Source organism: Bradyrhizobium sp. HKCCYLRH3099 (assembly GCF_051167855.1).
GTDB lineage: Bacteria > Pseudomonadota > Alphaproteobacteria > Rhizobiales > Xanthobacteraceae > Bradyrhizobium.
In genome coordinates this window covers 32,631-56,326 of record NZ_JBNPTW010000015.1, presented here as the reverse complement: position 1 = coordinate 56,326, position 23,696 = coordinate 32,631, and the positions used below count along the sequence as shown (strand labels likewise).

The window sequence follows — 23,696 nt, the reverse complement described above, 5'->3', positions numbered from 1 at the left end:
TTGCGACATTCGATTGAATCCACCCCGGCATTCCCTGCGCGATGGTCTTCACGCTTACTTCGTACTCTCCCCGGTGTACGGGCTCTTTAGCCACCGTCACCGTCGGGATCATCGCCCGACAGCTTAGCGCCAGCGTCGCGGCGCCAGGACCATACGACTTCACGTCCGCCAACTGCCGTTCGTCCGCACGCCGAAACGCGCTGCGGCCAGCCAGCGGCCATCGCCTCCCCGCCTCACGTGCCGTGACGATCGCGATACGCCCCTCGTGGCGAAGCAGGATGGCGGGAGTAGAGCACAATTTCTGCGAAAGCGAAAGATAAATCTTCTGGAATTGCGAATTTTATTGAGCGCGAACCGTTCGCTTCGGCGCCGGACCTGGTTCTGCATGAGGACAGAGGCCATGGAAGCGGCAGGTCAGCATCATTATCGGGATATCCAATCGCGGCTGAGTTGACGAGCCGGTCCGATCAGCTGCCGAGCTGAGGCCTCGCTCTCGTAACTAAGCGTTTTTCTACTTGGCGCTCTCGCGTCCGCGACAGCGGACGATCCAGTACGCCAGGGCGATTCGGGTCTATTTTTTCCGCCGCGGCGTACTGGATGCTCCGCCTTCGCGAGCATGACAGCTGCGGAGACGGTGAAAAGCTGTCCTTGGAAACTGCCGCTGCCAAAGAAACGCTCATCTAGATCACACAATTCTGCGACCGAAGCGCGGTGACGCATCATGACCGACACACCATGATACTCGCGCCAACAACGACCGGTATCTGATTGGTCATCGTCAGATCGAATCTCATCTTGATCAACTCAGAGAGGCCGAACCAACTTGCACGTGAAACCTACAACAACTATGCTGGTTGCGTTTCGCCGTTGTCTCAATCTTTCATTGATTGGAGAATTCACATGCGGCATTCCTCCCTTGCTCTCCTGACAGGTCTCACCGCCACGCTCGTGTTCGGCGCGACAGCTCCTGCTCTCGCCGTCGATCGGTTCTGTACGAGATGGCTCATCTATGAAGTCTATGACCCTGCCACTCACAGCTTTCATTGGACACGAGGCAAGTGTCTCCACTGGGAGATTCTATCCTTCACAATACCGGTGAATCCCTTCGTCAATTTCGGTTTGGGCCAGTCTCCTGGTGATCCTACCCCCTGGATTACCGAACGAGAGTACAAAGCTCTCCAACGCGCAAAGCGGCAGGCTTTGAATCCTCAACCTTTGCCTCCGGCGACACGAATGGCGAAACAGACCTGAGCTGAGGCATAGGAGGTTAGGACGGCGCATTTGCGGGACAACTTCACCGCGGCCCACGGCAGTTCGATAACGGCAGCGGTTGAACGGGCTTGCGCGGTGCGCTCCAAGACCTCGCCTGACTGGCGATGCAATCGACAAGGCTCATCTTCTCGGTATTTCGTATTTCGGTGGTATGTCGGTGACAGTGCACTCAACTACCTGTCATATTGAGTGCACTGTCACCGAATTATCGTCTTGCCTCGGCGTTAGCGCTGCCGAACCGGGCGTTCAGCCTTTGCCGAGCGCAAGACGGGTCGCGATCTCGACCGGCGAGTAGGCCGCATCCGCCCGATCGAGACAGACCGGCTCGCTTGGATGCAGCGGCGGCTGGGCGAGGAAGCGCGGCTCCGTGCCCCGGTGCATCTGCGCCGCATGCGACAGAAACGGATGGCAGAGATAGACGTCGCCGGCTTCCCCGGTCGCAAGCACCTGGGGGCGCTCCAGGCTGGCGGAGAACTGGCTCAGCTCATCCGCGGAGCGCCCGGCCTCGCCGGCCGGCGCCAGATATCGCGCGACATCGAGATGCGACCCGACCTTGATGCGCGTCGGCGCGTCATGCTCGCCGATGTCGGAGAACAGAAACAACATCAGCAGCGCACGACCCTGCGACAGAAAATTGACGCGCCAAGTCGAGAAGCCCGGACGCGCTTCCGAGTTGCTGTCGGGACCGGGAAAGCTCAGATCGACGTGCCAGCCGGCGTCGCCGGGATCATCGGGATGAGGAAAGCGCACCGGGAACGTGCCGAGGCCCGGACGCGGACGCCAGCGTCCAGGGCCGACCAATTGATCGAAGGCGGCGTAGAGACGCGGCGTGTTGACGGCCTGCTTGAACGGCTCGTCGTGATACTGGCCGAGCCTGATCACCGGCCGCGTCCATGAGGTGGGATCATCGGCGCGGCACGGCAGGTCGCGCCAGAGAATGGCGCGCGCCGCCGTGGCAAGCTCGCGCGAGAACGCGCGCTCGAGCTTGACGAACCCGTCGCGGATGAACTGATCGATCTGCGCAGACGACAGCACAGGCGGCTGCGCCGCCGAGATTGGATTGTCGGGCATGAAGGTCCTCGCATCGCATGGCCAAGTGAGATCCTTCCGCGCGTTGCGCGGTCACTGGCCGGGTCTGATCCTGAAACATGCGGCAACGCGCCGCGCCACGTCGTGCGCCCGCGAGACGGGCCGCGATCAATGGGTCAGGAAGAAGACCGAAGCGATGGAGATGATGCTCTTCATGCAGAAAGCGTATCACTCGTCACCATTCCAAGCAAGCAATCGCGGCATCGCAAGTCCATAGCGACGGGTGAGCACGAACCTCTGCAGTTGCAAACCCGAGCCCGTACGATCGTAACCGAGTTCATGGCACGAACCGCGGACCTCCGCCCATGCCGCCGTTGACCTGCAGAGTGCCGAGCCTCGTAAACAAGTTAGTTTTTCGGCGACTGAAACACTGTCCACCGATCGTCCTTGAACAAATAGAGCCCGGACGACACCCGCAAGCGATCGCCGCTGGCGTATATTTGATTGATGTTTCTGCGCAGCCAGTCGACGGCGTCGCGGCGGGCGAGCGGAGCAAACAGCAGGGCACCACGCCTGGGCACCGCAGCGACCAAGCCCTCAGGATGGTCCTGCAATCGACGCTGCCAGAATTCGCGATCCAGAAAATAGCTACTGTCGAGATCGGGCGACCTCCCGGCGACCTCCATGACGCCGTTGTCCCAAGGCTTGACGACAGGATCGCCATATACTCGCTTGATATTTGCGACCGCAAGCTGGAGCGCCTCGGCCGGAGCAAGGCCAAGGCGGGCCAGATCCTGCGGTTTGGCGTTCTGCATCATGCTGAGCCCATCGAAGACGAACCTGATGTGCATGTCACCAAGGAGCAGGAATGCGCAGAGCTCGAACTCCACCTCCTTGCCGTCGGCCAATTTCGCCCGCATCCTGCCCATGGGCTCCAGCGTTTCAGTCTGTTTGTTGGCGCCTATCGACTCCCTGATGACCACCATCAGGTTCTTCGCACTCATATCAACCGTGGAGTCGGCTCGCGCGGGCGAGCCTGCGACCATCATCAGCCCAAGCAGCAGCGCGCGGCCATACCGCCGTACGCAGTCGAGCAGATCGGGCGAGGTGGATGGCTTAGAGCTGGACCGCAATTTTTTGCTCTCTCGTGAAAGTCGCCGCTTGACGAACGATATCACGATCGTTCGCGCGGCCAAGAGAAAGGGGCCAGGAACGGTCTGCTCGCCTCGGCGGCTGGCATCGGCGCCGGAAGCCCTGTATGTTAGGGGGCATTGTCAGCGGATTAATGACTGTCATGACGGCTAGCCCTGACGTCGAACACGAATTGTGGTCATCCCTTCGGCGCGAAGCAGAGCTGGCCGCAGCGCGCGATCCCGTGTTTGGCCGCGCGATGTCGGCTGCGATTCTCGATCATCGGGATCTCGGAAGCGTGATCGCATCCCAGATCGGCGTCCGCCTTGGCCGGGCGAGGGCCGAGCAGGCGCAGTTCGCCGCGATCGCGAGCGAAGCGCAGCTCGCGGCCCCCGAACTGGTCGACGCAGCGTATCACGACCTCGGCGCCATCGCCGCGCGCGATCCTGCAACCACGGCGCTGCTGCCGCCGCTGCTGAACTACAAGGGCTACATCGCGCTTCAGGCGTATCGTGTTTCGCATTGGCTCTGGAGCAACGACAAGCCCGACCTCGCGCTGCTGCTGCAGGCGGAGGCCTCGACCTCTCTGCAGGTGAGCATTCATCCATCCGCCAGGCTCGGAACGGGGGTGTTTCTCGATCACGCCACCGGGATCATCATCGGCGCGTTTGCCGAGATCGGCGACGAGGTCACGATCCTGCAGAACGTCACGATTGGCCGGCAGGACGCGCTGCCTGGCCGCGCGCCGCGGATCGGGCGCGGGGTGCTGGTCTCGTCGGGGGCAATCATCCTCGGCGACGTCGCGGTGGGCGCGTTCGCCAAGATCGGCGCGGGAGCGGTCGTCACCGCGGATGTGCCCGCCGGCTGCACCGCCATCGGCTCTCCGGCGCGTTTGACGAATTGCCCGGATCGGCTCGCGCCTGCCGAGGCTTAGGCCCGCGGCGTGTATTCGTCGTGCAGGCGGACCCAGTCCGAGAGGTTGCCGCGGCCGGTTTCGTTGCGGCCCTTCGGCGTGAGATCGAGATAGTGATAGGCGCCGATCAGCGGGTCGCCGCCGCGGGAGCGGACCTGGAAGGTGCAGAAGATGTCGCCGGCCGCATCCTTGGTGAACACGGTGAGGCCGGGAAGCTCGTGCGAGCCGCGCTTCAAGGGCGCGAAATTGTAGATCGCCTGCCCGGTCGCGATCTGCTCGTCCGAGAACGAGACCTGGAAATCGAAATTGAAGTCGCTGGCATGCGATGACACCCAGTCGAACGCCCAGCCCATCCGCGCCTTGTAGGGCAGGATCTCGGCCAGAGGGGCGCGCGACACCGCGACCAGGCTGACATCGTGGTGGCGCAGATGCTGGTTGGCGCCGTCGATATGGTCGCACAGGAACGAGCAGCCGGGACAGCGGTGCGGATCGCCCGGGCCCATCATGAAATGATAGATGATGAGCTGGCTGCGGCCCTGGAACAGACCGCTCAAGGTAACGGGCCCCTGCGGCGCCTGGAACAGATAGTCCTTCTCGATCCTGAGCCAGGGCAGCGCGCGCCGCTCGGCCGACAGCGCATCGCGTTGCCGCATGAAGGCCTTTTCCTTGGCCAGATGGGTGCGATGCGCCTCGGTCCACGCGTCCTGAGCGACGATCTTCGGAGCGGTCATGTCGGGTTCCTCCGTGCTGTGCGCTCGGAGGACGATGTGACGGCGGGAATTCCGACAGGTCTCCCGGTGATTTTTTCGTGCGATCGCCGGCTTGGATTTCAGCTTGCCGGCGGCGGCGCCTTCGCGCATGACGACAGGTCACATGATCGAGGGACCCTCATGTCATCTGTCGCGACCGTGTTTGCGCAATCCTTCTTCCACGGCACGCGCGCCGATCTGAAACCGGGCGACCTGATCGCGGTCGGCCATGGCTCGAACTACATGGACGCGGCGCTGTCCTGGGTCTACTTCACGGCCACGCTGGATGCGGCGATCTGGGGCGCCGAGCTGGCAGCGGGCAGCGCGCGGGAACGGATCTATGTGGTCGAGCCGACCGGAGAGATCGAAGACGATCCGAACGTGACCGACAAGAAGTTTCCGGGCAATCCGACACGGTCGTATCGATCGCGTGCGCCGTTGCGGGTCTTGGCCGAGGTCGTCGGTTGGCACGGGCACGCGCCGGAGGCGCTGGAGCGCATGAAGCAGGGCGTGGCGCGGGCGATGACCGACGGCCCGGGGATCATCGACTGACAGGCGGGGCGAACGGCGTCATGGCGACGCCTGTGCCACGCGCGGCAGGGTCACCGTGAACGTGGTGCCGACACCGGCCTCCGAGGTCAGGCTGATGCTGCCGTTCAGACGGCCGAGCAGCGACTTCACATGCGCAAGGCCGATGCCCTCGCCCGGCTGGTCAGGCTTGCCGGCGCGCTGGAACAGCTCGAACACCCGCGCCTGGTCCTCGGGGCGGATGCCGCGGCCGTTGTCGGCGACATGAAACAGCACGTCGCGGCCGCGCTCCTCGCCGGTGATGGCGATGCGGCCGGGACGCGCGGGATCGAGATATTTGACCGCGTTGTCGAGCAGATTGCCGAAGATCTGGCCGATCGCGAGCGGATCGGCGACGAGCCGCGGCAGCGGCGCGACCTCGATGATGGCGCCTGCCGTCTCGGTCTGATGGCGGATGGCGTCGGCGAGCTTCTGCACCAGCGCGCTCATGTCGAGCGGCTCCGGATGCAGCGGCTGCTGGCCGTGGCGCGAGACCTTCAGAATGGCGGAGATCAGCCCGTCCATCTTCTGCGTCGCGGCGCGGATGAACGACAGGGACTCGTCGAAGTCGCGCTCGGCCTGCTGACGCACGGGATCGGACTTCGGCAACCGGCCGGCGTCGAACATCTCCTCGCGCAGGCTCTGCAGCTCCTGGGCAAAGCCCATGATGTTGACCAGCGGCGCGCGCAGGTCGTGACTCACGACATGGGCATAGCGCTTGATCTCCTCATTGGCGACTTCGAGGCGCTCGTTGAGATCGCGCAGCCGCGCTTCCGCGGCCTTGCGATCGGAGATGTCGATCGCGGTGCCGATCAGGCGAACGCAGCGGCCGGACGCGTCGAACAGACCGCGGCCCTTCGCCGCCACCCAGCGTACCACGCCATCGTTCTTGCCGATGGTGCGATATTCGACGTCATAGAGCGCACGCTGCACCGGGTCGGCGGCCGCCGCGAAAGCCGCGTTGGTCGCCTCGGAATCGTCGGGATGCACGCCCTCGTAGAAGTCCGCGATCGTGATCGCCGCGTCCTCGGCGACGCCGAACATCTTCCTCACCAGCGGCGGCCACACCAGGACATCGTTGACGGGGTCGTAGTCCCAGAAGCCGATCTCAGCGAATTGGGTGGCCAGCCGGAGCTGTTCTTCCGTGTCGCGCAGCGCGGCCTCGGCCGCGCGACGCTCGTGAACGTCGAGCAGCACGCCGGGAAAGCGCACGGGCCGGCCGTCACGCTGCTCGACACGGCCATTGGCCTCGATCCAGCGATAGACGCCGTCGCGGCGGCGAACGCGATATTGATGCGCGTAGGATCCGCCTGATGTCAGCGCCTCCTGGATGACGGCTGCGAGCCCGGCCTGGTCCTCGGGATGCACGGTCATGGTGACCTGCTCGAGGCTCAGCCCCTCGCGTCCGAGCGACGGATCGAGGCCGAAATTATGCGCAAAGTTCTCGTCGACGGTGAAGCGGTTCGACGGGATGTCCCAGACCCAGGTGCCGATGATCGCGCCCGCCGCGAGCGCGAGCTGCACGCGCTCGGCATCGGCGCGCGCCTGCATCTCGCTGGCGCGCAGCGCCTGCTCGGCCTCGACCTGCGCCGACACCTCCATGTTCACGCCGAACCAGCGCCTGACCTTTCCGGAGGCATCGCGCATCGGCTGGATGCGGGTGAGAAACGGACGAAAGAGGCCGTCGGCGCCGCGCAGCGGAAAGGTCATCTCGAACGGCTCGCCGGTGGCGATCGAGGCCTGCCAGCGCTCCATCACCGAGGACAATTGCTCGGGATCATGCACCGACTGCCAGCCCCAGCCTTCCATCTGCTCGGGCGTGCTGCCGCAGTATTCGTGCCAGCGGCGATTGTACCAGACGATGTAGCCGTCACCATTGGCGATCCAGCACAGCGTCGGGATGCCATCCGCCAGCAGGCGGAAATCGCGATCGTCGAGGGTGCCGGCGACAAGGTCAGGAAGATCGTAGGCAAGGGATGTCTGATTGCGCCAGAAACGACGCACGAACTCGCGACTGCTCATCCATCCCCCACTTGCGGCGACATTGCCGCCTCGCCTTGCACGACCCACGGGCAGTCACGAGTCAACGCATCGACGTAACGGCTGGGCGGGGAGGAAGTTCCACGCGAGGAACAGATTTCTCGATCGCCGCAAGGCGGCTAAAAGGGCCGGAGATGCGCCGGACATTCGGCGCAATCGGCTCCGTATTGTCCCGAATTGTCTTCCGGCGCTGATCCGCCGATTGATCTCGTGAGTTTTGGGATCGTGATGTCAGACGTGCCAGACAACAAGAGCAGCTTTTCGGGCGACGGGGGCAGCGGTCTGCCGTCGTGCCGCAGCTGTGGCCAGCCCGCCCCTCGGATTCGGAGCATCCTCAATCCCCGGACAGGAGTTGCAGAGCGGCTGTTCAATTGCTCTGGCTGCGGAACTCTCAACTGGGTGGAAGCCCGGCAGCGGTGAGCGGCCCTAGCTCTTGGGCACCTCGGAACCCGGCGGAACCTCCCGGGCTTCCTCAGCCGCGAGCAGCTGCTGAATGACCCTGCGCTTCTGCTCGTCGGTCTCGGACTCGAGCAGCTGACGAAAGCGGCGAATGTTTTCGTTCCGGATGTAGCGTTCCATGCGGGCTGCCTCTCCGTCCTGATGGGGAGAGGATGCGAGCAAGTGCGTGCCGAATCAACCTAAAAGGAGTGAGGGTCGTCCCGCGCCTCGGCCCTCTCTGCCCGCGCAAAATGCGACGGATCAAGAAAATATTCCGGCGAGGGAACAAAACTGACGCTCACCGGATTGTCTTGCACCAGCCCCACTTCTTAGCGGGAGGCTGGCCGAGAGATGATTGTGCTCCCCCTGCCTGCGCAGCGAAATTTGGCATATCGCTCTCCGGTCCCAAAGACCCTGCCTCAAGTCGATGGTCTTGTCCTTCGCCATCGCGAGCATCCGATGCACCACATGGCGACGCTGGTCCGCAAGCTGCGGAACGCGACCGAGCTGAGCGAAGACGACATCAGAGCGATCGAGGCGCTTCCCGTCGCAATGAAGGCGGTCGACGCTGAAACCCACATTGTATTCGAGGGCGACAGTCCGAGCGCGTGCTGCCTGATCATGAGTGGGTTCGCCTACCGCGCCAAGGTCACGGAGACCGGCAAGCGCCAGATCCTGTCGTTCCATATCCCCGGCGACCTGCCCGATCTGCAGAGCCTGCTACTCAAGACCATGGACCACGACCTCGTCACCATCTCCGCGGCGACGCTGGGTTTCATCGACCATGACGACATCGCCCGCCTGATTGATACACATCCAGCCGTAGCCCGTGCGCTGTGGCGCGAAACCCTGGTCGATTCGGCAATCTTTCGCGAACGGGTGCTGAACCTGGGCGTGCGCTCGGCGTCGGCCCGCATGGCTCACCTGCTCGCGGAGCTGCGGCAGCGGCTGGCCGAAGTCGGCCTCGTCGAAGACAACGAGTACCAGTTCCCGATCACGCAGTCGGATCTCGCCGATGCGCTCGGCCTCAGCACCGTGCATGTGAACCGCGTGCTTCAGGAGTTTCGCAGCCAGCGCGTCCTGGACATCCGCAAGAACCTTGTCAAATTGATCGATGTCGACAAAGTCGTCGCTGCCGGAGAATTTGATCCCGCGTATCTCCATCAAATCGACAACTCCCCTCGCGGGGGCCTGTAGCCGGAACGGACGAGATGCGCTTCTATGTCACACATCCCGGCGAAATGCCCGGCGACGCCGTCGAGCTTCCGGACGTCGAGACGGCGCTGCGGGAGACGGCGGACACCGCCCTCGCGATCGCGCGGGACCGGCTCGACCTTGCATTGACCAATGTCAGCCTGGAGGTCAGCTCCGACCATGGCCCCGTCGGACGCGTGACGGTGTCGGTGCTGATCGCGCGGAGCTGACGGAGTATCAAACGCGAGAGCCGCCCATGGGGCGGCTCCCTTGCAATCGCAGATGGTGAAGTGAAGGGGCGATCTCACGCCGCCGCACGGGCCGGCAGCACGCCGGCGCGGGGCTTGGCCTGGGCGAGGTGCACCTTCCAGGCCTCGATCGCGACGACCAGCGAAGTGATCGCCCAGAACACGGGGTATTCATAGCCGCCGGTGTTCCAGGTCCAGCCGAAGCCCTTCACGACCTGCAGGGCATAGACCGCGAACAGCAGCAGCGCGGTGGCGCCGAGCGCGGCGAAGCGCGTGCAGATGCCGAGCACCAGCGCAACACCGGCAGCGCATTCGGACGCGGCGGCGATCACCACCCAGATCTCCGGCGGATGAAAGCCGGCCTTGGCGAAGAAGCCAGCGGTCGCGGCCGACACGGTGCCGGCGGCAAACTTGCCGGCGACATGGGGAAACAGAAACAAACCGCAGATGATGCGAAGGATGTTCAGGCCATTCGAGAGATCGAAATTCTCCGCCTTGATGCGGAAGTCGTCCTTGGTGAGCCACATGGTTTTCAACTCCTTTCCGTCTGCGCCTACTATTGCAGCGGGGGGAGCAGCAGCCATTGCGGCACATCAAAATGCGGTGAGCGAAAAACGCAGAGCTGACGCTTGATTATCGATAGCTGCGTTGCTCAACTAATCAGGACGTGCGCGCACGCGACCAGACGTTCTCCACCTTCACCGCATCCAGCGCGGCGGCGAGCTCGTCGATCCGATAGGGCTTCGGCAGGATCCGAACCCCCGCCTCCCGCGCGGCGTGGACGGCCGCGCCGGAATAGCCCGAGGTCAGCAGGATCGGCATGTCGACGCGCCGCTTCTGGATCTCGCGGGCAAGATCGACGCCGTTCATGCCGCCGGGCATCATGACGTCGGAGAACACCAGATCCACGTTGCGGCCATCGGCGAGCGCGCCGAGCGCCGCCGCAGCGCTCGCAGCGCGCGTCACGTCGTAGCCGAGCTGGCGCAGCATCTCGCTGACGAGCGCGGCGACCTCGTCGTCGTCCTCGACCAGCAGGACCCGGCCTTCGTCGGGGCGGCGCGGGCGCGGCCGGTCGAGATCGACCAGATGATGCTGGTCCTTGGATGCGGCCTGGGTGGATCGCGGCAGATACAATGCGATCGTCGTGCCATTGCCGATCGCCGAGTCGATCCGCACGCTGCCGCGCGACTGGGTCACGAAGCCATAGACCTGCGCCAGGCCAAGTCCCGAGCCCTTGCCGATGTCCTTGGTGGTGAAGAACGGCTCGAACACCCGCACGCGCACCTCGTCGCTCATCCCGGTGCCGGTGTCGATCACCGACAGGCGGACATAGTCGCCGGCCAGTTCATCGTCGTCGAGATCGCGCAGGTTCTCCGCGCGCACCACGATCGTGCCGCCGCTCGGCATCGCGTCCCGGGCGTTGACGGCGAGGTTGAGCACGACGAGTTCGAGCTCGCCGGGATCGACCTCGACCGGCCACAGATTGTCGGGAAATTCGAACTGCACGTGCACGTCGCCGCGCAGGCTGCGGTCGAGCAGCTCGCGCATGCCGCCGATCTGGCGGGCGATGTCGACCGGCTCCGGCCGCAGCTCCTGCCGGCGCGAGAAGGCGAGCAGCTGACGCGTGAGGCTCGCGCCGCGCTGCGCCGCCTGGATCATGCCGTCCATCAGGCGCCGCCGCCGCGCCGGATCGCTCTGCCGGTCGAGCATGTCGAGGCCGCCGGAGATCACCATCAGCAGGTTGTTGAAGTCGTGGGCGACGCCGCCGGTGAGACGGCCGATCGCCTCGATCTTCTGCGCCTGCCGCAGCGTCTCCTCGACGCGGGCGCGCTCGGCCATCTCGACGCGCAGATGTTCGTTGGATTCTGCCAGCGCGCGGGTGCGCTCGACGACGAGCAGCTCGAGCTGCTGCGCCGACTGTTCGCGCGCATCGATCAAGGCGCGGATCTCATACTGTCGGCGGCGGGCGCGCAACGCCGACTGCACCGCGCTGGTCAGCGTGATCGGCTGGATCGGCCGCTCGAGCAGCGACACGTTGCGCAGCGCATGGACCAGCTCGCGCCGCCACGACACGACAGCGCGCTGCTCACGATGGCTGGTCAGTACGATGAACGGCAGGTCGGACCAGGGCGGCTGCCGCTCCGCCCATTGCCGCAGCGGCGCGGTGGCCTTGGCGAACAGCCCCTCTTCGGCCACGACCACCGCACCGACGCCGGCGCTCATCTCCGTGATGAGCTCCGACAGGTCGCGGCAAACGTTCGTCGCGATCCGCGCGCTGCGCAGCAGCTCCGCCGAGGCCGGGCCGTCGCGGCCGATCGGCGCGAAAACGAGAACGCGGTGATCCCGCTCAGCGCTCATCTGGCATGCTCGTCTCGGGAATGTCGGTGCCGGTATATTGCGGACTGCCCGCGAAGATGCCGCTGAACGCCTTGAGCGGCGGGCCCAGGCTGATGCCGGCGCTGCTCATGCGGAATTCTCGGATGCTATGCTCGTGGTGACCGCTGCGCTTCTTGACCACCGACATGGCACGCCGGACGTTACCCCCCGCCTCGAAATAGCGCAGCATCAGCACGGCATCGCTGAGATAGCTGATGTCGAGCGGCGTATCCATCGGCCCGACCATCCCGTGCTGCGCCAGAACCAGGATGGTCAGCACGCCCTGCTGGCCGAGATAGGTCAGAAGCTCGTGCATCTGCAGGATGAGAAAGCGCTCGTCGGGCATGGCGTTGAGATAGCCGTTGAGACTGTCGATGATGACGACGCGGGCGTTGTCCCGCTCGACGCTGTCGCGGACGATGGCGCCGAACTCGCCCGGCGACAGCTCGGCCGGATCGATCTGCTGGAAACGGATGCGGCCGGATTCGATGTGGTCATCGAGCGCGAGGCCCAGCGTCCGCGCGCGCGCCTCGACGGTGCCGCGGCCCTCGTCGAAGGCGAACAACACCGCATGCTCGCCGCGTTGCGCGGCCGCGATCGCATAGAGCATCGCCACCGACGACTTGCCGACGCCGGCCGCGCCGATCAGGAGCGCATTGGTGCCGCGCTCCAGCCCGCCGCCGAGCAACTGGTCGAGCTCTGCATTGCCGCTCGGCGTGAAATCGCCGGTGAAATCCCGATGATGCTCGGCCGCGACCAGGCGAGGATAGATCTTCAGCCCGCCGGGCTCGATGGTGAAATCATGGTAGCCGCCGCGAAACGCGATGCCGCGCATCTTGATCACACGCAGCCTGCGCCGCTCCGCGCCGTAGTCGATGGCGAGCTGCTCCAGCATCACGACCCCGTGCGCAACGGAATGCAGCTGGAGATCGTCCTGCGACGAGGAGAGATCGTCGAGCAGGATGACGGTGCATCTGCGTCTGGCGAAGAAGTGCTTCAGGGCAAGCACCTGACGGCGATAACGCAGCGGGCTCTGCGCGAGCAGGCGCAGCTCGGACAGGCTGTCGATCACGACGCGGCTCGGATTGATCCGCTCGACCTCGGCGAACATCAAGCCGGTGGTCTCGCTGAGTTCGACCTCGGCCGGATGAAACACCGTCAGCTCGCGTTCCGGATCCAGCGTGGTCTCCGGCGGCACCAGTTCGAAAATGTCGACACCAGTCAGCGACCAGCCGTGCCGTCGCGCCACCAGGTCGAGTTCGCGGCCCGTCTCCGACAGGGTGATGTAGAGCACGCGCTCGCCGAGGCTCACGCCCTTGAGCAGGAATTGCAGCGCGATGGTGGTCTTTCCGGTCCCTGGCCGGCCCTCATAGAGATAGAGGCGATTGGGATCGAAGCCGCCGCCGAGGATGTCGTCGAGGCCGTTACTCCCGGTGGAAACGCGCGGCAGATCGCCGGGGCCGCCATTGTCGCTCCCGCGAACAGGCTCCTCCGTCATGCAAAGCTCCGTCGTGACAATGAACTCAACGGCAATCACCCGGCCGGGGCAAACCGCAGGGTTCGACCGGCCAGACAGGAACACGATGAAGCCGCTCTGGGTTCCCGCGGAACCGACACTGGCACCGCAGGCGGTGGGAGACGCTTGTGTCTGGTGAGAGTTCCTAGCGCCGCGATGGCGGTCAGCTCCCCTCCCCATTGCGGGGAGGGGTTGGGGGTGGGGGTGACTTGCTCGGAGCGGAATGTGGGGCACGCGACGCAAGCGGCAGGCATTCAACGCTTAGACCGCGGGAGAGGTTAGGTCTCATCGGCACTTTTTCCGGGGACCCCCACCCCCGACCCCTCCCCGCAAGGGGGAGGGGAGCGCAGCGGGGAGGTGGCGCGAGCGAAGCCTGCTCACTCACGACCCGGACGGAACCCGCCTTGACACCCTAATTCATCATGATCATTATGATGATCATGACAATCAACATGCGCCCTGCTGCCAAGACTCCCGAACGCATCGCGCGCGCCTTGCGGGCGCGGATCATTGAGGGGGCGATGGCGCCGGACGATGCATTGCCCGGCGAGAAGGAGCTGATGGCGGAGTTCGGCGCCAGCCGCGGGTCGGTGCGCGAGGCGCTGAAGTCGCTGGAATTCCAGGGCATGATCTGTTCGGTGCCCGGCCCGCGCGGCGGCGTACGGGTGCGCGCGATCGAGGAGGAGCGCGTGTTCGACTACATGCGCAGCTTCTTCCATTTTCAGGCCCTCGAGGCCGAGCAGATCTATGCCGTGCGCAAGCTGGTCGAGCCGGCACTGGCCGAGAGCGTCGTCGGCCATCTCAGCGACAGCCATTTCGCGCGGCTGCAGGCCAGCATCGCCGTGCTCGACGATCACGACATCCACGCCTGGGCCGCTCAACGCGCGGCAGAAATCGAATTCCACGAGATCCTGGCGGAAGCCTGCCCGAACCCGTTGCTGGCGATGATGGCCCGCTTCGTCAACGAGGTCATCCGCAGCGCGGTGGCCGGCACCGCGCCGTCGCCGACGCATGCGCCGGACGAGCGCGCCTTCGTCCACGCCAATTGCACGGCGCATGCGGCGATCGTCGCCGCTCTGCGCAAGGGCGACCGGGCCAAGGTCAAGCGGCTGATGCTGGCGCATATCGAAAAGGCCGAGCAGTTCATCGTGCCGCTGCACGCGCGCACCCTCGCGCGACGCCCCGCTCCCAAATCCTCCTGATCGCATAAGGTTTGCTTCGCATGGATACGCCGCTGTGGCGCTGGTCGGCCACGCAACTTGCCGCCGCCATTCGCACCAAGGAGATCACGAGCCGCGAGGCCGTCAGCGCGAGCCTCGACCGTATCGCCGCCCTCAATCCCGAGCTCAATGCCGTGGTCTCGGTGCAGCACGAGGCTGCGCTCGAAGCCGCCGATCTCGCCGACCGCATGGTGGCCGCGGGCACGGCGCTCGGACCTTTGCATGGCGTACCGGTGACGACGAAGATCAACGTCGACCAGCGGGGACTACCAACCACGAACGGCGTCATCGCCTTCAAGGACAACATCGCCAAGGACGACGCGCCCGTCGTCGCCAATCTGCGCCGCGCCGGCGCCGTCATCATCGGCCGCACCAACACGCCGGCATTCTCGATGCGCTGGTTCACCGACAACGACCTGCACGGCCGCACGCTCAACCCGTGGCGGCCCGACCGCACACCGGGCGGGTCGAGCGGCGGCGCGGCGGTTGCCGCGGCCACCGGCATGTGCGCGATCGCGCATGGCAATGACGGCGGCGGCTCGATCCGCTATCCCGCCTATTGCACCGGCACCGTCGGCCTGCGGCCGTCATTCGGCCGTGTGCCGGCCTTCAACGGGACCGCGCCATCGGAGCGGCAATTGTCGCTGCAATGGGTCTCGGTGCAGGGCGCGATCACGCGCAATGTCGAGGACGCCCGCCTGGCGTTGGCGGCGATGGCCGCGCCCGATCCGCGCGATCCCTGGCATGTCGCGATGCCGCTCGACGGCCCGCGCATCGACCATCCCGGCGTCGCCGTCTGCCTCGATCCGGCCGGTGTGGGCATCGCGCCGGAGGTCGAGGCCGCCGTGCGCAAGGCCGCGCACATCCTGCACAATGCGGGCTACGAGGTGACGTGGCGTGATCCGCCCGATGTCGCCGCCGCGGCCACCGCGTGGAACGACTTTGCTCAAGGCGAGTCGCGCGTGACGATTGCCGCGCAGGTCGCTGAGCATGGCGACGCGCTGGCGCGACGCGCCTTCGAGCTGATGATGAATCGCACGCCGGAGCTCGATGTCGGCAGCATGATCCGGCTGACGTCGTCACGCGCGACCTATCTGCGGCGCTGGCAGTTGTTCATGCAGGATCATCCGCTGGTGCTGTGCCCGGTGGCGATGGAGACCGCCCTGCCCTACGGCGTCGATGTCGAGAGCGATGCCAGCGTCGATCGGTTGTACCGCTCGCATGTGTTCCTGTTCGCGACCGCCTTCCTCGGGCTGCCCTCGATCAGCGTGCCGACCGGTGTGCATGAGGGCATTCCGATCGGCGTCCAGATCATCGGTCCGCGCTTCCGCGAGGACCTCGTGCTCGATGCCGCGGCCGCGATCGAGCACGCCGCCGCCGAGTCCACCCCACCTCTCGCGCCGTAATGGACCGTCTCATGACCGCACAATCCAACGAGCTCTGGCGCTGGAACGCCGTCGATCTCGCCCGCGCCATCCGCGCCGGCAGACTGTCGAGCCGCGAGGCCGTGCAGGCGTCGCTGGCGCGCATGGCCGAGGTCAATCCCAAGCTCAATGCCGTGGTGGTCGATCTCGGCGCCGAGGCTCTCGCAGCAGCGGATGCCGCCGATGCCGCCGTCGCACGCGGCGAGGCGCTCGGCGCGCTGCATGGTGTGCCGATCACCATCAAGACCAATGTCGATCAGATCTGCCAGGCCAACAGCAACGGCGTCGTCGCCTTCAAGGACAACATCGCGGCCGAGGACGCGCCGGTCGTCGCGAACTTTCGCAAGGCCGGCGCCGTCATCATCGGCCGCACCAACACGCCGGCGTTCTCCTCGCGCTGGGCGACCGAGAACGATCTGTTCGGCCGCACGCTCAATCCCTGGTCCCCGGAGCATACGCCGGGCGGCTCCAGCGGCGGCGCATCGGCGAGCGTTGCCGCCGGCATCACGCCGATCGGCCATGCCAACGATCTCGCCGGCTCGGTGCGCTACCCGGCCTGGTGCACGGGGACGGTGGGCCTGCGTCCAAGCTTCGGCCGCGTTCCTGCGTTCAATCCCTCTGCCAAGGTGGAACGCGCATTGTCGCTGCAATGGATGTCGGTCCAGGGCCCGATCACGCGGAGCGTCGCCGATGCCAGGCTCGCGCTGTCGGTGATGGCGCAGGGCGATCACCGCGATTCCTGGTGGGTGCCGGCGCCGCTCGCGGGCGCGCCGCTGCGGCGGCCGATGCGCGTGGCGCTGTCGCGCGATCCGGTGAAGAGCGGTGTTCACCTTCACAATGCCTCGGCGCTGCAGCGCGCGGCGGATGCGCTCGCGGCCGCAGGCTATGTGATCGAGGAGCTCGATCCGCCTGAGATGGCAGCGATCATGGAAGACTGGCACATCCTGTCGCGCGCCGAAGCGCCACGCATGCTCGAGGCGGTCTATGCCTATGGCGACGACGGCATCAAGCGCGCGATGAAGTGGCACATGGACGACGCGCCGCCTCCCTCCGCCGTCGACTACATGGATGCGCTGACGCGGCGCGCGACATGGCTGCGCAAGTGGAATGCGTTCTTCGATAAAACGCCGCTGTTGCTGTGTCCGGTCTCGCTCGCGCCGCCGTTCAAGCACGGCGCAGACGTCGCAAGCCGCGAGTCGTTCTACGAGATCGTGGCGGCGCAGGCGCCGTGCTTTGCAATCCCGGTGCTCGGCCTTCCCGCGATCTCGGTGCCGACCGGGCTGCACGACGGCCTGCCGACGGGTGTTCAACTGGTCGGACGGCGCTTTCGCGAGGACGTCGTGCTCGACGCGGCTGATGTGATCGAGCAGCACCTCGGACGGATCACGCCGATCGCGCCGACGTTCTGAGACGATCAGGCAATGAGCATGGCGGTTGTTTCCGATTGAGCTTTCGCCGTCTGCAAGGCCGTCATGTTCCTCCGGCCTCCGGCTGGCCGGATGACAAGCTCCGGCGGAACATCCAGTACTCCGCAGCAGCGAATATGAGGCCGAGGTGTCACGGCGTACTGGATCGTCCGCCTTCGCGGACGATGACAGACTTGGGAGGGGGCACACTGCCAACCATCGTCATTGCGAGCGCAGCGAAGCAATCCAGGGGCCAAAATGCACACGCTCTGTGTTGCCCCTGGATCGCGTCGCTGCGCTCGCGATGACGGCGGTGCCGGCGCCTTGAAAACGGCCGCCTAGGCGGAACGTCCGACGGTGTCCGCCATCGTGGCACCGCGGGCGCCGAGCGGCTTCTCGGGGCCGGTCGTCGTATCGCGCGTGGTCTGATGCTCGAGCTCGGCATCGAGTTCGCCGCCGATCAGGATCACGATCGCCGAGATCCAGATCCAGGTCATGAAGCCGATCGCCGCGCCCAACGACCCATAGGTCGCGTTGAAGCTGCCAAAATTTGCTGCATACCACGAGAACAGCGCCGATCCGGCGAGCCACAGCGCCGCCGCCAGCGCGCTGCCCCAACTGATCCAGCGCCATTTCGGCTCCTCACGATTGGGTCCGTAGCGGTAGATCAGCGCGAGCCCGAGCGAGACGCAGACGAAGATCGCGGGCCAACGGCCGATGCGCAGCACGAGGTCGCCGACATCGGACAGGCCAAGAGTGTTCAATAGCACCGGAAGCACGACGACGGCGCCGATGGCGAGCAGCGCGAACAGGATGGCGCCACCGGTGAACAGCAGTGAGATCGCGTTCAGCTTGAAGAAGCCGCGCCGCTCCGGCTCGCGATAGACGACGTTCAGCGTGTCGAACAGCGACTTCATCGCCGCATTGGCGCTCCATAGCGAGATCGCAAGGCTCACCAGAAAGGTGATGCCGAGCGCCTGGCTGCCGTTGGCGGAGACCCGCGTCAGTTGGTCGCGCGCGATGTCGATGGCTCCGCCGGGCATGACTCCTTGCAGTTGCTCAAGGTGTCCCGTGATCTTGGCCGGATCGGAGAACAGGCCATAGACCGCCACAAGCGCCGCCAGCGCGGGAAAGATCGCGAGCAGCGTGTAGAAGGTCATGCCCGCGGCCAGCGCCACGATCCTGTGCTCGGTGACGTTCTCATAGACCCGGAACAGGACGTCCTTCCAGCCGCGCGCCGGAATCTCCGCCGGCGAGTTGGCGAACCGGCCGCGGCCGTCGTCGTGTCGCGTGCGCCCCGACTGTTCGGGCCGCTGCTCCAGATATTGGATCAGGAAGGCGAGGCCGAGAAGGGCCAGCATGCCTCCGGTCCCTCGTCCACCGGGGCGCCCCGCGCCGTGGGAGCCCGTTGGGTCCTGGTGCGTGATGTCTGATTTCCGGGAGCGGCGAAACATGGGATCGGTCCATCACTGTCGAGTGATAGCAACCGGAGGATTCGACGAATGTTCCGGCCTCACGTATGCAGGCGCCTTGATCCTTCGAAACGGGACGAGCGTTACAGCTTAGGTGCCGGCGGACACGAGCAATTTGTCACCGCGCGTGAACGCAAGGCTGTGACAAGGACACAACAGTTAATGTAACCGCGAGGAACGGGCCCGTGCACCCCCGCGTTTCACTGACACCTTCAACGCAAGGAAAAAACCTATGCGACGCCTGCTATTTGCTTCTCTCTCTGCCACCGCCATGCTGACCGGCTTCGCCGCGATTTCACCCGCCTCCGCCGCGCAAGACCAGTACTGCCTGCAGGGCAGGATCTGGGGATATCCGGGCAACTGCCAGTTCGCCACCTATCAGCAGTGCCTGGCCTCCGCCTCCGGCACCGACGCGGGCTGCGGCATCAACCCGGCCTATGCTTACGGCCGGCAGCGCGGCTACTATCCCCACCGGTAGACAGCGGTAAGGCCTTGCCTCTCGACGAACCGAGCGCCAACCCCGATTGAGCTGAGAACGACAAGTTGAGAACGCGCGGCGGCCTGCCTGGCCGTCGCAGCACACCGCAACCACGTCGTGGTGGTTGCGAGCCTGACACCTCCCTGTTGCGACAGACGGCCTGTTCGGCCGCACGATCGTCGTGCGCCTCCTGTTCCCCCGCGCCGCGTTCGGAACATTGCGCCTCGCCGCAACTTATACGGCGACCGATGTCCAACTGGAGGAGGAAACCATGGACGGACTGATTTATCTCGTGGGCCTGATCGTGGTCATCATGGCCGTGTTGTCGTTCTTCGGCCTGCGCTGAGACGGCAGCATGAGCATGGAAACCCAGCCGGTCGCCGTGCCTCCGATGGCACGCGCGGCCGCGGACCGCTGGACGCTGCAATGGACCCCGGTCATTGCAGGCGCCCTCGCCGCCGCCGCCGTCTCGTCGATCCTGATCAGTTTCGCGATGTCGGTCGGCCTCGGCGTCAGCTCCACCGCGCCGACGCGGCGTGACGCTTCCGTGGCGCTGTGGACCCTGTCGGGACTTTACCTGGTCCTGCAGGCACTGATCAGCTTCGGTTGCGGCGGCTACATCGCGGGGCGCCTGCGCGCGCCGCACGGCCTTGCCGAGAGCGAGGAGACCGAAAAGCGCGACGGCCTGCACGGCGTTGCATCGTGGTCGCTGGCGGTAGTGCTGGGCGCGACACTGGCGGTGCTCGGTGCCACGGCGGCGACACGGCCAAATGCGCTCTCCGCTCCCCAGATCGCCAATGAGCCCTCGGCGCTGAGCTACGAACTCGATCATCTGTTCCGCTCGCCGCGGCGGGCGCCGAGTCCCGATCTTGCCCCGGCGCGGAGCGAGGCGGGCCGTATCCTGCTGACGGCGTCGGGCCACAGCGGCGTCAGCGCCGATGATCGCGCCTATCTGGTGCAGCTCGTCACCGGTACCACCGGCCTGGCGGCCCCCGACGCCGAACGGCGAGTCGACAGCGTGATCGCCGCGGCCAAGAGCGCGATCTCGCGGACGCGGGCCGGCACCGTCATCCTGGCGTTCTCGGTCGCGACCGCGCTCCTGCTCGGCGCGGTCGCCGCCTGGGCGGCGGCGGAGAGCGGCGGCCGTCACCGCGACGGCCGGCCGGTCACCGGCTGGATGCTGCACGCGAACCGCTTCAGCCGGCGGCGCGACATGTGGCGACGGCCGATGTCGATGCCGGAATAAATCCACACCGGAATGATGTCGACCAGCCAACGGCCCGGCGCTACGCCGGGCCGTTCTGCGTTGCACCGCGGTCGTCAGCGCAGACTCGAATTCAGGTGAGACGTCGGATCATCGACCGCGCATCGTCGCCGTAGCTGGCGATCCGATCGTCGGACGCGGCTGCCTCGTCCACCGCAAACCCTTGCTGCTCCCAGAACGGCACGGAGCCATTGACGGCCACCAGTGACAGCGCGGGAAGGCCGAGCTCCAGCGCATGGGCGGCAAGATCACCGACGATTCGTGCGGCGGCGCCGCTGCCGCGCGCCTTCGGCAACAAGGCGAGATCATGGATGTAGTAGGTCTGCGCGGGCATGGGCAGCTGCGCGATCAGCACGTTCAATGCCGGTGGCTTGCCGAGATGCCAGGGATGGCTGATCACATAGCCCGTGATGGCCGCCGTGTCGGAGACCAGCACGCGACACCCCGCGGGGTGAAGACGCAGCCGCTCGGCGAACACGGCAGGCTCCTCTGGATAAGCGGAATGCACATGGGCTGCGATACGGTCGACCGCGGCCAGATCAGCCGCCGTCATCGCGCGCCAGCTCAGGCGGCCCGCAACGGGTTGGCGTCCGCCCTGCCCCTCGCTCGCTTGACTGTCCGCTGCGCTCACTTCGCGAGCGCCAGCCAGCGCTCGCAGGCCGACTGCGCCGCGGGCCACAGCGCCTCGGTCGGCTGGCCCCGGTGCAGCGCCTTGCCCACCTCGCAGATCGACATGAAGGCCGAGGAGCGCGCGTCCTCGACCTCGAGCGGCGCCGCCGCGCTCGGGCTGCGCACCAATCCCATCAGGCCGTTCAAAGTCTGCAGAGCCTCGGCCGGCGAACTCGCCGCTGCCGATCTCAGCGCGGCCACAACCTGTTGCGCCTTTTCTGCCTCCGTCATCACATCCGTCATCGTTCGCCGTTCCTCACCGTGCGAACGCTAGCAGCCCGCCCGAGGCCGGGCAATCCTGTGGGCGGGCGCCGCATGAGCGATGCCCCCCGGTTCCAGATCAAGCGTAAATCGCTGCATCAGGAGAGGTCAGGCAAGCCTGATATCGGCGAGATCGATCGAAACGACCAACGGCTCCGGCAGCGCGCTGCCATCCGGCGTGCGCGGATAGATCTTCCGAGAGGTCGGGATCTTGAACCCTTGGACCTCGGCATAGCCCGAGATGTAGTGGGCGCCCGGCGTATTGCCGGCGATCTCGACATCGTAGTCGTGCCGCTTCAGGCGGCCATCGGCATCGGCGTAGAGCGTCTGCACCGTGCTGTGTGTGGCTACATCGGCCGGGAAGGTCACGCGCAGCCGCTGCCAGGTCTCGCCGTTCTCCTGCCAGTCGGACAAGGTCTCGGTGCGAACACCGTCACGCGCCAGCAGGAATGGCAGGTTCAAATACGTCCACATCGCGCAGCCGGCGAAGTAGGCGAGCTGCAGCTCGGACCAGGGCGTCTCCAGCGTGTGACCGGCGAACGAGGCACGAGGATCGTGCAGCTCCTCGAGCACCTCGCCGTCGCGGCTCTTCAACGACACGTAGTCGGGACGAAACAGCGAGACCTTGCCGGCGGGACCGAACGGAGCGTGGGACGCCCACTCCTCCTTCAGCCCGACCGTCACCGACGTCTCGTCGAGCTTGCCGGGATGGCCCTTCAGGGCCCAGAGCGCGCCGCCCTGCTTCAGCCTGGCGGTCAGGCTCGTGTAGTCGCGCCATGCGCCGATATCGCCATGGGCCTGGATGATCTTGGTGGTGAGGGCGTTCATGGGAAACTCCTGTCTGCGCGAAGATGCGTTCAAGCGTTGAGGAAAAGATCGACGTGCGCCGTGAAGATCTCCGGGTATTGGAACAGCGCGCCGTGCGCGGAATCCGGATAGACGATCAAGGTCGCGTTGCTCATGGCCTTGAACATCTCGAAGGCATTGCTCGCCGGAAACATCGTGTCGTCGCTGCCGTGGACGATCAGGGTCGGCTGTGCGATCCGCTTGAGCAGCGCGTGCCCCGTCGTCTTGTCCGCGCACCAGCGGATGATGGCCTTGGCCTGGGCGTCGCTGATCTCCTTGCCGCTCTCGGGATCACGTTCGTGAGTGCGCTTGGCCGCTCGCGCAACAAAGGCTCGACCTGCGGCCTGGCTCCGCTCGGACGCGGTGAAGAACAGCGGGAGACGAACATCCGGCGCGTTATGCGCGAAAGCCGCCGTGACGACTTCGAGCAGATGCTCCTCGCCGCCCTGCGGAGCGCTGCCCACTGAGGCGATCTTGCGCACCGCGATCTTGCCGCGCGCGGCCATCGCCTGCGCGATGAAACCGCCGAGCGAGAAGCCAAGCAGATCGACCGGGCCGAGATCGAGCGCGCCGATGAAGGCTTCTGCGTCGATGGCCATCTGCTCCACGCTGTCGGGCGTCTGGCCGCCGGATGCGCCCACGCCGGCGTTGTCGAACACGACGACCGTACGGTTCTGCGCGAGGGCATCGATCACGGCAGGGTCCCAGGAATCCATCGTTCCCGTGAAGTGCTGAAGACACACGAGCGGCGGCGTGCCTGCTTTGCCGAGCTTGCGATAGGCATATTTCACCCCGTCGGATGCGACGACGTAGCGGTTGGGCGATGTCTCGAATTGCGTCATGATGTCGGTCATCTCGAGTTGGGGTCGAAGGCTTGCTTCGGCTGGTCCTGATGAAGGGCGAGCGATCGCTGCGATCTCGTCGAGAGTCGCAATGTCTGTCGCCATTCGCGGCCGTAAGATCGGACGGACGATCTCCATCCTTGTTGCCTGCTTTTCGCTGGCCTGTGGATCATACGGAGTTATGGGTCACCACCGACCTCGAGGACGCGGCACGAATCCTGACCGCTTACATCAGCGGATGTGCTGTGCTGTCCGGTCACTTCCCATCGTAGCGATGCGAGGACGACGCAGGTCGCGCATGCGCAAGGTCGTGATCAGGACGGGACCTCGCAACGATGCTT

General features: G+C 65.7%; 24 protein-coding genes. 11 read left to right on the top strand and 13 right to left on the bottom strand.

Annotation, left to right across the window (positions count from 1 at the left end; all coding sequences use genetic code 11):
* Nucleotides 1-1,518: 1,518 nt before the first annotated feature.
* A complete protein-coding gene (locus ACQR1Y_RS24670; RefSeq protein WP_434878761.1) occupies nucleotides 1,519-2,343 on the bottom strand; it encodes a phytanoyl-CoA dioxygenase in 825 nt (274 codons plus the stop codon).
* Here ACQR1Y_RS24670 and ACQR1Y_RS24665 point away from each other — a divergent pair.
* The gene (locus tag ACQR1Y_RS24665; protein WP_434856963.1) at nucleotides 2,342-2,578 is read left to right on the top strand and encodes a hypothetical protein; all 237 of its coding nucleotides are present in this window, start codon (nucleotides 2,342-2,344) and stop codon (nucleotides 2,576-2,578) included. The two genes, ACQR1Y_RS24670 and ACQR1Y_RS24665, sit on opposite strands and share 2 nt — an antisense overlap.
* A 130-nt stretch (nucleotides 2,579-2,708) precedes the next feature.
* On the opposite strand, the gene ACQR1Y_RS24660 is transcribed toward ACQR1Y_RS24665, so the two are convergent.
* A complete protein-coding gene (locus tag ACQR1Y_RS24660; RefSeq protein WP_434856964.1) occupies nucleotides 2,709-3,479 on the bottom strand; it encodes a hypothetical protein in 771 nt (256 codons plus the stop codon).
* Between the two features lie 116 nt (nucleotides 3,480-3,595).
* Here ACQR1Y_RS24660 and ACQR1Y_RS24655 point away from each other — a divergent pair, with 116 nt between their 5' ends.
* Complete coding sequence (locus tag ACQR1Y_RS24655) at nucleotides 3,596-4,366, top strand: serine O-acetyltransferase (protein ID WP_434878805.1); 771 nt, start codon at nucleotides 3,596-3,598, stop codon at nucleotides 4,364-4,366.
* Here ACQR1Y_RS24655 and ACQR1Y_RS24650 read toward each other — a convergent pair.
* On the bottom strand, nucleotides 4,363-5,076 hold the full coding sequence (locus ACQR1Y_RS24650) for a DUF899 domain-containing protein (protein ID WP_434878762.1): 714 nt from the start codon (nucleotides 5,074-5,076) through the stop codon (nucleotides 4,363-4,365). The genes ACQR1Y_RS24655 and ACQR1Y_RS24650 overlap by 4 nt on opposite strands.
* Before the next feature lie 159 nt (nucleotides 5,077-5,235).
* Between ACQR1Y_RS24650 and arr the strand changes: the two genes are divergently transcribed.
* Nucleotides 5,236-5,646: an NAD(+)--rifampin ADP-ribosyltransferase gene (gene arr, locus ACQR1Y_RS24645; RefSeq protein WP_434856967.1), complete on the top strand. Its 411-nt coding sequence runs from the start codon at nucleotides 5,236-5,238 to the stop codon at nucleotides 5,644-5,646.
* 18 nt (nucleotides 5,647-5,664) lie between these two features.
* Here the strand turns inward: arr and ACQR1Y_RS24640 are convergent, their stop codons facing one another.
* Both ACQR1Y_RS24640 and ACQR1Y_RS24635 read right to left on the bottom strand, forming a co-directional pair.
* Nucleotides 5,665-7,683, bottom strand: coding sequence for a PAS domain-containing protein (locus ACQR1Y_RS24640; RefSeq protein WP_434878763.1), 2,019 nt, complete (start codon nucleotides 7,681-7,683; stop codon nucleotides 5,665-5,667).
* Nucleotides 7,684-8,127: 444 nt separating this feature from the next.
* Entirely contained in the window at nucleotides 8,128-8,280 is a 153-nt protein-coding gene (locus ACQR1Y_RS24635; protein WP_434856969.1) for a hypothetical protein, read from the bottom strand.
* A 327-nt stretch (nucleotides 8,281-8,607) separates the two neighbouring features.
* Between ACQR1Y_RS24635 and ACQR1Y_RS24630 the strand changes: the two genes are divergently transcribed.
* Both ACQR1Y_RS24630 and ACQR1Y_RS24625 read left to right on the top strand, forming a co-directional pair.
* On the top strand, nucleotides 8,608-9,336 hold the full coding sequence (locus tag ACQR1Y_RS24630) for a Crp/Fnr family transcriptional regulator (protein WP_434878764.1): 729 nt from the start codon (nucleotides 8,608-8,610) through the stop codon (nucleotides 9,334-9,336).
* 14 nt (nucleotides 9,337-9,350) lie between these two features.
* Entirely contained in the window at nucleotides 9,351-9,563 is a 213-nt protein-coding gene (locus tag ACQR1Y_RS24625; protein WP_434878765.1) for a hypothetical protein, read from the top strand.
* Between the two features lie 74 nt (nucleotides 9,564-9,637).
* Here ACQR1Y_RS24625 and ACQR1Y_RS24620 read toward each other — a convergent pair whose 3' ends face one another.
* The 3 genes from ACQR1Y_RS24620 to ACQR1Y_RS24610 form a co-directional block, all read right to left on the bottom strand.
* The gene (locus ACQR1Y_RS24620) at nucleotides 9,638-10,108 is read right to left on the bottom strand and encodes a DoxX family protein (RefSeq protein ID WP_434856972.1); all 471 of its coding nucleotides are present in this window, start codon (nucleotides 10,106-10,108) and stop codon (nucleotides 9,638-9,640) included.
* Between the two features lie 133 nt (nucleotides 10,109-10,241).
* The gene (locus ACQR1Y_RS24615) at nucleotides 10,242-11,939 is read right to left on the bottom strand and encodes a response regulator (RefSeq protein ID WP_434878766.1); all 1,698 of its coding nucleotides are present in this window, start codon (nucleotides 11,937-11,939) and stop codon (nucleotides 10,242-10,244) included.
* Nucleotides 11,929-13,455: an ATPase domain-containing protein gene (locus ACQR1Y_RS24610; RefSeq protein WP_434878767.1), complete on the bottom strand. Its 1,527-nt coding sequence runs from the start codon at nucleotides 13,453-13,455 to the stop codon at nucleotides 11,929-11,931. The genes ACQR1Y_RS24615 and ACQR1Y_RS24610 overlap by 11 nt, the downstream gene beginning before the upstream one ends.
* Before the next feature lie 452 nt (nucleotides 13,456-13,907).
* Between ACQR1Y_RS24610 and ACQR1Y_RS24605 the strand changes: the two genes are divergently transcribed.
* Genes ACQR1Y_RS24605 through ACQR1Y_RS24595 form a run of 3 tightly spaced genes read left to right on the top strand, consistent with a single transcriptional unit; the run spans nucleotide 13,908 to nucleotide 17,526 of the window.
* On the top strand, nucleotides 13,908-14,675 hold the full coding sequence (locus tag ACQR1Y_RS24605; protein WP_434894323.1) for a FadR/GntR family transcriptional regulator: 768 nt from the start codon (nucleotides 13,908-13,910) through the stop codon (nucleotides 14,673-14,675).
* Nucleotides 14,676-14,695: 20 nt separating this feature from the next.
* Complete coding sequence (locus ACQR1Y_RS24600) at nucleotides 14,696-16,099, top strand: amidase (protein WP_434878769.1); 1,404 nt, start codon at nucleotides 14,696-14,698, stop codon at nucleotides 16,097-16,099.
* 11 nt (nucleotides 16,100-16,110) lie between these two features.
* Nucleotides 16,111-17,526, top strand: a complete 1,416-nt coding sequence (locus tag ACQR1Y_RS24595) for an amidase (protein ID WP_434878770.1) — start codon at nucleotides 16,111-16,113, stop codon at nucleotides 17,524-17,526.
* Nucleotides 17,527-17,861: 335 nt separating this feature from the next.
* Here the strand turns inward: ACQR1Y_RS24595 and ACQR1Y_RS24590 are convergent, their stop codons facing one another.
* The gene (locus ACQR1Y_RS24590; protein ID WP_434878771.1) at nucleotides 17,862-18,884 is read right to left on the bottom strand and encodes a YihY/virulence factor BrkB family protein; all 1,023 of its coding nucleotides are present in this window, start codon (nucleotides 18,882-18,884) and stop codon (nucleotides 17,862-17,864) included.
* Nucleotides 18,885-19,227: 343 nt separating this feature from the next.
* On the opposite strand from ACQR1Y_RS24590, the gene ACQR1Y_RS24585 reads away from it, so the two are divergent.
* The 3 genes from ACQR1Y_RS24585 (at nucleotide 19,228) to ACQR1Y_RS24575 (ending at nucleotide 20,719) form a co-directional block, all read left to right on the top strand.
* Nucleotides 19,228-19,473 (top strand): DUF3551 domain-containing protein, encoded by a 246-nt coding sequence (locus tag ACQR1Y_RS24585; protein WP_434856979.1) that lies wholly within the window; start codon nucleotides 19,228-19,230, stop codon nucleotides 19,471-19,473.
* Between the two features lie 181 nt (nucleotides 19,474-19,654).
* Nucleotides 19,655-19,819, top strand: a complete 165-nt coding sequence (locus ACQR1Y_RS24580; protein WP_434878772.1) for a hypothetical protein — start codon at nucleotides 19,655-19,657, stop codon at nucleotides 19,817-19,819.
* A gap of 9 nt (nucleotides 19,820-19,828) precedes the next feature.
* Nucleotides 19,829-20,719, top strand: coding sequence for a hypothetical protein (locus ACQR1Y_RS24575; RefSeq protein WP_434878773.1), 891 nt, complete (start codon nucleotides 19,829-19,831; stop codon nucleotides 20,717-20,719).
* 91 nt (nucleotides 20,720-20,810) lie between these two features.
* Here the strand turns inward: ACQR1Y_RS24575 and ACQR1Y_RS24570 are convergent, their stop codons facing one another.
* The 4 genes from ACQR1Y_RS24570 to ACQR1Y_RS24555 all read right to left on the bottom strand — a co-directional run bounded on the left by ACQR1Y_RS24570 (nucleotide 20,811) and on the right by ACQR1Y_RS24555 (nucleotide 23,355).
* The gene (locus ACQR1Y_RS24570) at nucleotides 20,811-21,290 is read right to left on the bottom strand and encodes a GNAT family N-acetyltransferase (RefSeq protein ID WP_434878774.1); all 480 of its coding nucleotides are present in this window, start codon (nucleotides 21,288-21,290) and stop codon (nucleotides 20,811-20,813) included.
* Between the two features lie 74 nt (nucleotides 21,291-21,364).
* The gene (locus ACQR1Y_RS24565; protein ID WP_434878775.1) at nucleotides 21,365-21,637 is read right to left on the bottom strand and encodes a hypothetical protein; all 273 of its coding nucleotides are present in this window, start codon (nucleotides 21,635-21,637) and stop codon (nucleotides 21,365-21,367) included.
* A 138-nt stretch (nucleotides 21,638-21,775) separates the two neighbouring features.
* Nucleotides 21,776-22,495 (bottom strand): hypothetical protein, encoded by a 720-nt coding sequence (locus ACQR1Y_RS24560; RefSeq protein WP_434878776.1) that lies wholly within the window; start codon nucleotides 22,493-22,495, stop codon nucleotides 21,776-21,778.
* Between the two features lie 29 nt (nucleotides 22,496-22,524).
* On the bottom strand, nucleotides 22,525-23,355 hold the full coding sequence (locus ACQR1Y_RS24555) for an alpha/beta fold hydrolase (protein WP_434894322.1): 831 nt from the start codon (nucleotides 23,353-23,355) through the stop codon (nucleotides 22,525-22,527).
* Nucleotides 23,356-23,696 lie beyond the last annotated feature (341 nt).